Raw genomic sequence first — 6534 nt, 5'->3', positions numbered from 1 at the left:
AACGAGGAAACTGGCTAATAAAGCACTATTTGAATATATTGAAATCTATTATAATCGGATACGCCGTCATTCAGCCAATGGCTGGCTATCACCTGAACAATATGAACAACAATATTACCAAAATGAAAAAATGATAGAGGTGGGCACTGTCTAATATATTGGCGAGGATCTATCGTTACAAGGTATTAAATTTCGTTTCCTAAGCCAACGACCTATAATGCTTCGAGAGTCAGAATTTAAAATAGACAATTTTTTTAATAAAATTAATGTGTTTATTCCAAACAGTTCCTGGGGAGCAAATGGACGAGGAGAGCCACAAAACAAAGTTACATTATGTGTTTCAGCTAACTCTTTAGCAACTTGGCGGCCACCAGAACCATCACCAATTATTGCAATATTTTTTGAAGACAGTTGTTCTGGATTTTGATACTGATCTATTGTCAGCTGCTGTATATCTGCTGGAATATCTCTGGAAATATCAAGAACATTAACTTTCTGATTTGCCCCTGTTGCATTGACCAAACACTTTGCTTGAAAAGTTTCTCCATCTTGAGTTTTTAAAGAATAAATTTGATCATTATATTCTACAGAATATACATTTTTATTTAGCAATACATGTAATTTGTTATGTTGAGCGTAAAACTCTAAGTAATCAGCCATTTCATGCTTATCTGGATACCCTTTTTGATCACCAGCCATAATTAAATCTGGTAGCTGATTCATTGCTCTTGGTGTAAACAACCGCATACTATCTGGTCATCTACGCCAGACGTCTCCTATACGTTCATCTCTTTCTAATATAAGAACAGTGATATTTTTTTCAGTCAGAAATGATGCTAAACACAGTCCAGCTTGTCCAGCACCAATGATTACACAGTCGTAAGTCATGAATTTTATCCTCTAATTGATATATGTTGGGTGAGCATATATCAATTCAAAAGTTATTTAATTAAATAAACTAGCTATATTAGATCTCTCATTCTTTTTTTTAAATGAAAATAATTGTCAAAGAATAAATAACTATTTGAAATATAGAGAGTTAAATAAATTAATGATTTTTTTATAAAATGAAGTCAGCTTATTTGTTCAAGACAATATTACTCACCCATTTATACAATGTCGTTAACTTTTCACAATCTAATAACCAAACAAGAGATGGAGTAACATAATGGAAAATAATAAGGAAATGGCTATATCTGTGAATTTTTTACTCGGTTGTGGGGGTAATTATATTACGGGTCAAACTCTAGTTATTGATGGTGGAATGTCTGCTTAATGAAACAGCATTTTGTGATGCTGTTCATAGAAGCTATGATTAAAATGAAAGATGTAATGGAGTGTACAATGGAAAACAACACCGATGGCCGACAATTCAATGGTTTAACACGATATAAAAAATTGATTATTTTATCTGTTATTTTCCTAGTTTCAGGGATAGGATACTTCATTTTTTGGTACATGTTTTCTCGGTTTACACAATCTACAGATAATGCGTATGTTATGGGAAATCAAATTCCAATTCATACTCAAATAAGCGGAGGAATTTCCTCCATTTACGTTGATGATAATGACTTTGTGAGAAAAAAAGATGTTATCGCTCAATTAGAATCAATTGATGCTGAAAATAATTTTAGTTATGCAAAAAATGAATTAGCCAAGGTAATAAGAGAAACTCAACAGATCAAACTGACAACTGAAAAATTGTCAGCAAGTATTCAATTAAAGCAAGCGACATTAGATAAATTAGAAAAAGATTTAGCTCGGAGAGAAGGCCTTTGGTCTCGTAATGCTATTTCACAAGAAGAAATAGAACATGCTAGGCAAGATGTATTAATTGCGTCAAATGACTTAAATATTTCCAAGCAAGAGTTAGAAATTAATAATGCCCTATTAATGCAGAATTCATTATTAGAACAGCCACGCATTCAGCAAGCTATTTCTAAACTAAAGGAAGCTTGGCTTAACTTAAAACGAGTAACAATTGTTTCCCCTGTCACTGGATATGTTTCAAGGCGCCAAGTCCAAGTTGGAACACAGGTTAATAGAGGAGAACGATTATTAGTTATTGTTCCTTTGGATCAAGTTTGGGTAGAAGCTAACTTTAAAGAAGTTCAACTAAAACACATTCGATTAGGACAAAAAGTTAAGTTAACTAGTGATTTTTATGGAGATGATATTAAATTCGACGGGGTGATTACAGGAATTGCTATGGGAACGGGAAGTGCATTTTCGTTATTACCAGCACAAAATGCAACAGGAAATTGGATTAAAGTAATTCAGCGTTTACCTGTTCGTATTGAATTGAATAAAGAGCAAATTAAGGAATATCCATTACGGGTGGGGTTATCTATGTATGTAACAGTGGATACCAGTGATGTAAGTGGAAAATTACTTACTGATATTTCACCTCAAGAAATTAAATATCAAACAGATGTACTTGCTTACGACTTAGATGAATTCGAGCAACTAGTACGAGAAATTATGCAAAATAACTTAATTTTAGAGAGTAATATTCAGTGAATCATAAAATGTCACCATTATATCTATCAGGTGCAAAATTAATTGGGCTTATTGTTGCATTGGCAACAGTGGCCTTCTTACAAATTTTAGATTTAACAATTGCCAATGTAGCACTTTCTACTATTGCTGGAAACCTAGGAACATCAACTAGCCAAGCAACATGGGTAATTACATCATTTGCCGTATCCAATGCCATTTCAATTCCTTTATCTGGATGGCTAGCTAAGTACTTTGGGGAAGTTAAGTTATTTTTGTTTTCAATTTTCTTGTTTGTTTTAGCCTCTTGGTTATGTGGTGTCTCCAACAGCCTTGAAATGTTAATTATTTCACGAGTACTACAAGGTGCGGTTTCTGGACCAATTATTCCTCTTTCTCAAAGCTTATTATTAGCTAACTCTCCAAATTCCAAAAAAAATATGTCTTTAGCAATATGGTCGATGACTATTATTATTGCTCCCGTCTGTGGACCTATTTTGGGTGGATGGATAAGTGACAATTTATTTTGGGGCTGGATTTTTTTACTAAATGTGCCAATTGGTCTAATAGCTTGGATAAGTATTAAAATATTATTAAAAGGACGAGAAACAGAAATAAGTAAATCTCGAATAGATACTATCGGGCTTGCTTTATTAATATTTGGTGTTGGCAGTTTACAGCTTATTTTAGATAGAGGGAAAGAACTGGATTGGTTTAATTCATCTGAAATTATTATTTTATCTGTGATAGCGTTAGTAACACTTTCTTTTTTTGTTCTTTGGGAAATGACATCGAATCATCCTATTGTTGATCTATCTTTATTTAGATCAAGAAATTTTACAGTAGGGACGATTTGCATAAGTTTGGCATTTTTGCTACATATAGGGACATTAGTTATGCAACCACAGCTATTACAACGAGTTTTTGGTTACACTGCAACGTGGGCAGGATTAGCATTGTCTCCCATCGGTTTAGTTCCTATCGTTCTTGCTCCAATAGTCGGCCGTTTTGTTCCTTATCTAGATATGAGGAAGCTTGTGACTTTTGGTTTCATTGTTTTTGCTTTGTGCTTTTTTTGGAGAGCTTACTCGTTTGAGCCTAATATGGATTTTTCGAGTTCTGCATGGCCCCAATTCTTTCAAGGATTTGCGATAGCTTGCTTTGTTATGCCTTTGAATATAATAATTTTAACTGATATACCTTCTCACAAGTTAGCGGCAGCAGGAAGTTTATTTAATTTTTTTAGAACATTATCTACTTCCATTGGTACTTCTTTAACAAATTCATTATGGGAACATCGTGAAGCAATTCATCACAATCAACTAACTGATCTAATGAATCAAAATATACAAACGCTAGAATACACATATCAGCAGTTTCAGTTGCAAGGTTTTTCTGAAACTCAAGCTTCGGCAAAACTAGCACAAAATATTACTAATCAGGGGCTGGTAATCGCAACCAACGAAATTTTTTGGCTATATGGAATTATTTTTCTACTATTAATCATAGTTGTTTGGTTTGCAAAATCAACCATTACATCAAAGAATGAAATAGAAAAATAGTTAGTTAGATAAGTACGTAAGTCATAACAAGATTATAATATTTTGAAAAATAAAAATGAACTTCAAAAACTTTATTGATCGGATTACCTACATGTAATGTACATGTTTTTTTCTTTGTTTATACCTATGCAAAAAATATCTTTATATGACAGTGTAATACCAGTTGAGCTGAACACCTTATATAAACTCTCTTGGGCTGAAAATACTAAAGTAATGTAATGTGTTATGTCCATTATCATGTCACTGGGAGTAGCGCATTTTAGGATCGTTTGACTTAAATCAATTGCTTTTTGAGCGGACATTATTTTTTCTATATCAACTCCTATGCATTGAACCTCATTTGAGTGTTTTATTGTACAAAATTATTAGAGTGAGATATTGAACCAGCTCTGTTTTTAGGCCATATAACGGCTCCGTTGGAATTTTTTAGTCTCCAGTAATATTCTCCATCACGCAATAAGTTTTCTAATGCCGTAGCAGAACACACTCTATCAGCTAAGAACTCTATTTTTCTTCTTACTGGAAAGTATTGAATATCTTTTTTTTTAATTTTAATGGTAAATCATCAAAATTATTAATATTAAAATTATCTACTGAAAAATGGCAAAAAGATTGCGAAATATTTTGAGATCCTATAATAAAGTTTTTGGTGATAGGTTTAAAATAGCCAAAAATACGTTTGTATTGTTCTTGATTAACTTTATACATGACATGTGTTATCCTTTAGTTAGTTTAAGTTAATCGAATTACGTATATATGAATAATCTTTACATATGGTTTATATTACTGTTTTTAATGACAAGGATGTTTATTTAGCAAGGATAAAATATCATTTTAGACAATAATTTGTTAGTTAAAGTGCACCGACAAAATTTATCTACATTGCTTTTTATATACAATATCACGACGGATTGACATCGTCACCCTTCTCTTCAATTGACAATATCATTGCACACTGTGTCTTTTGAGCTAGAAACACCAGATGAAAAAAAATGTGTTTGGTTTTATTATTCAATCAAATGTTTCCCATAAACTGAGTGCACCAGATGTCTGTTGTATTAATTTGCTTATTGACCCAGAAGATCCCTATTATCACTTATTATCGCATTTTACTGAAACTAATCCTGTTTATTTTCTTACTAACAAAGAAGCATTAAAAATTGCCAGTTATTTTATGAAATCTGTTACTATTAGCCAACCATTTGAGCTTTATCACGTATATAAGTTATTATATGAGTCAAAGATCCTAATTGTTCATGTGATCATGATAACCGCATTAATAAAGCAGTCTCTATTATTTCATCATTACCCATAAAGCAAATTTCATCGAGGGAAATCGCCGAAAAAATACACCTTTCTGAAAGTCGCTTTCTTCATCTTTTTCGTTCTGAGTTGGGTATTAATTTCAGGGGTTATCTATTGTGGAAAAGATTACAGGATGTAATTGATATACTCGACTCCCCTACAACACTGACAAAATTAGCCAGTGATATGGGATTTTCTGATTTGGCTCATTTTAGCAGAACTTGTTTATCTAGTTCGGGGCTGAGACCATCACAACTGAAACGAGCTTTAATAATTGATAATAATGACATTATGTGTGGAAAACATTACTGTTTGTACAGCGTATTTCAGGCATTACATACCTAAAATACACTGTATTATCGTTTATATACTACTAACTGAATATAAGATTCTTCGTTTCAGAAATATTGACCAAAGATTGCATTTGATTAATCGCAAGACCATTGAATTGTATCAAGCGTTCGAAACCACTTATACCTTGATGAATTAAGACTGAGTTAATACTTTCCAGATTAGATAAAACGACTAATTGCTCTAATGTAGCAACATCACGTGTGTTTCCTTTTTGATCAGGATTGGCTTGTCGCCATTGTGCTGCTGTCATACCAAACAAAGCCATATTCAGTAAGTCTGCTTCACTGGCATACACTTTCCCTGTCTGTGCATTTGTTAATTGTATCGGAATCAAGTGTTCTTTAATGGCATCTGTATGTATGCGGTAGTTGACCTTTGCCAAAGTACGTTGGAAATTCCATTCCAATGACATTGCTTTGGCTTATTCATCTTTAACTCTTTGAAATTCTTTAATTAGATAGAGCTTGAATTCAGATCTGAGCCATGATCCGAACTCAAAAGCAATATCTTTATGGGCATAAGTGCCACCGTAACGACCTGCCTTGGCTTGTAGGCCAATAGCTCCGGTGAGATCACTCCATTTCTTAGCAGAGAGCTTGTTTAGATAAAGTATTGGATGGCATTATTAGCCGATAAATCAACACTATTTGAATACATTGAAATTTATTATAATCGTATTCGTCATCATTCAGCCAATGGCTGGATATCGCTATAGCAACATGAAAAGCAGTATTACTTAAATAACAATATTAGAGGGTAAGTACTGCTTAATATTTTGACGAAGATCAGATAGCAATTAGCGAACAAGTAAATTAAT

Annotated in this window: 9 protein-coding genes and 1 pseudogene; 5 read left to right on the top strand and 5 right to left on the bottom strand. The window is 32.9% G+C overall.

The window, feature by feature from the left end; genetic code table 11:
- Positions 1-154 (top strand): IS3 family transposase (locus tag H3T96_RS02255; RefSeq protein WP_198248576.1); only part of this gene is annotated, 154 nt, incomplete at its 5' end.
- Here the strand turns inward: H3T96_RS02255 and H3T96_RS02250 are convergent.
- The gene (locus H3T96_RS02250) at positions 151-747 is read right to left on the bottom strand and encodes an NAD(P)-binding domain-containing protein (RefSeq protein WP_144093039.1); all 597 of its coding nucleotides are present in this window, start codon (positions 745-747) and stop codon (positions 151-153) included. The two genes, H3T96_RS02255 and H3T96_RS02250, sit on opposite strands and share 4 nt — an antisense overlap.
- Before the next feature lie 9 nt (positions 748-756).
- Positions 757-888 carry an NAD(P)-binding protein gene (locus H3T96_RS02245; RefSeq protein ID WP_144093041.1) on the bottom strand — a complete coding sequence of 44 codons (132 nt, stop codon included), beginning with the start codon at positions 886-888 and terminating at the stop codon, positions 757-759.
- 456 nt (positions 889-1344) lie between these two features.
- Between H3T96_RS02245 and H3T96_RS02240 the strand changes: the two genes are divergently transcribed.
- Together H3T96_RS02240 and H3T96_RS02235 are read left to right on the top strand one after the other, a co-directional pair.
- Positions 1345-2520, top strand: coding sequence for an efflux RND transporter periplasmic adaptor subunit (locus tag H3T96_RS02240; protein WP_086327240.1), 1176 nt, complete (start codon positions 1345-1347; stop codon positions 2518-2520).
- Positions 2521-2528: 8 nt separating this feature from the next.
- Positions 2529-4058: a DHA2 family efflux MFS transporter permease subunit gene (locus H3T96_RS02235; protein ID WP_039128058.1), complete on the top strand. Its 1530-nt coding sequence runs from the start codon at positions 2529-2531 to the stop codon at positions 4056-4058.
- Positions 4059-4407: 349 nt separating this feature from the next.
- Here the strand turns inward: H3T96_RS02235 and H3T96_RS14955 are convergent, their stop codons facing one another.
- Positions 4408-4545, bottom strand: coding sequence for a DUF1508 domain-containing protein (locus H3T96_RS14955; RefSeq protein WP_186279284.1), 138 nt, complete (start codon positions 4543-4545; stop codon positions 4408-4410).
- A 29-nt stretch (positions 4546-4574) separates the two neighbouring features.
- The gene (locus H3T96_RS02225) at positions 4575-4766 is read right to left on the bottom strand and encodes a hypothetical protein (RefSeq protein WP_144093043.1); all 192 of its coding nucleotides are present in this window, start codon (positions 4764-4766) and stop codon (positions 4575-4577) included.
- Between the two features lie 274 nt (positions 4767-5040).
- Between H3T96_RS02225 and H3T96_RS02220 the strand changes: the two genes are divergently transcribed.
- Both H3T96_RS02220 and H3T96_RS14950 read left to right on the top strand, forming a co-directional pair.
- Complete coding sequence (locus H3T96_RS02220) at positions 5041-5373, top strand: hypothetical protein (RefSeq protein WP_144093045.1); 333 nt, start codon at positions 5041-5043, stop codon at positions 5371-5373.
- On the top strand, positions 5334-5708 hold the full coding sequence (locus tag H3T96_RS14950; protein WP_144093127.1) for a helix-turn-helix domain-containing protein: 375 nt from the start codon (positions 5334-5336) through the stop codon (positions 5706-5708). Before H3T96_RS02220 ends, H3T96_RS14950 begins: the two co-directional genes overlap by 40 nt.
- Positions 5709-5736: 28 nt before the next feature.
- Here the strand turns inward: H3T96_RS14950 and H3T96_RS02210 are convergent.
- Positions 5737-6312, bottom strand: a pseudogene (locus H3T96_RS02210) (KilA-N domain-containing protein); the annotation flags it as partial.
- Between the last annotated feature and the right edge of the window lie 222 nt (positions 6313-6534).

Source organism: Gilliamella sp. W8136, from assembly GCF_016101285.1.
GTDB classification, from domain to species: Bacteria; Pseudomonadota; Gammaproteobacteria; order Enterobacterales; family Orbaceae; genus Gilliamella; species Gilliamella apicola_N.
This window is presented reverse-complemented; position numbering and strand designations above follow the sequence as displayed.

Coding starts and splice junctions, on each gene's coding strand:
- H3T96_RS02220 (WP_144093045.1), top strand. CDS start 5,041: ATGAAAAAAAATGTGTTTGGTTTTATTATTCAATCAAATGTTTCCCAT.
- H3T96_RS02240 (WP_086327240.1), top strand. CDS start 1,345: ATGGAAAACAACACCGATGGCCGACAATTCAATGGTTTAACACGATAT.
- H3T96_RS02250 (WP_144093039.1), bottom strand. CDS start 747: ATGCGGTTGTTTACACCAAGAGCAATGAATCAGCTACCAGATTTAATT.
- H3T96_RS02225 (WP_144093043.1), bottom strand. CDS start 4,766: ATGTATAAAGTTAATCAAGAACAATACAAACGTATTTTTGGCTATTTT.
- H3T96_RS02245 (WP_144093041.1), bottom strand. CDS start 888: ATGACTTACGACTGTGTAATCATTGGTGCTGGACAAGCTGGACTGTGT.
- H3T96_RS02235 (WP_039128058.1), top strand. CDS start 2,529: ATGTCACCATTATATCTATCAGGTGCAAAATTAATTGGGCTTATTGTT.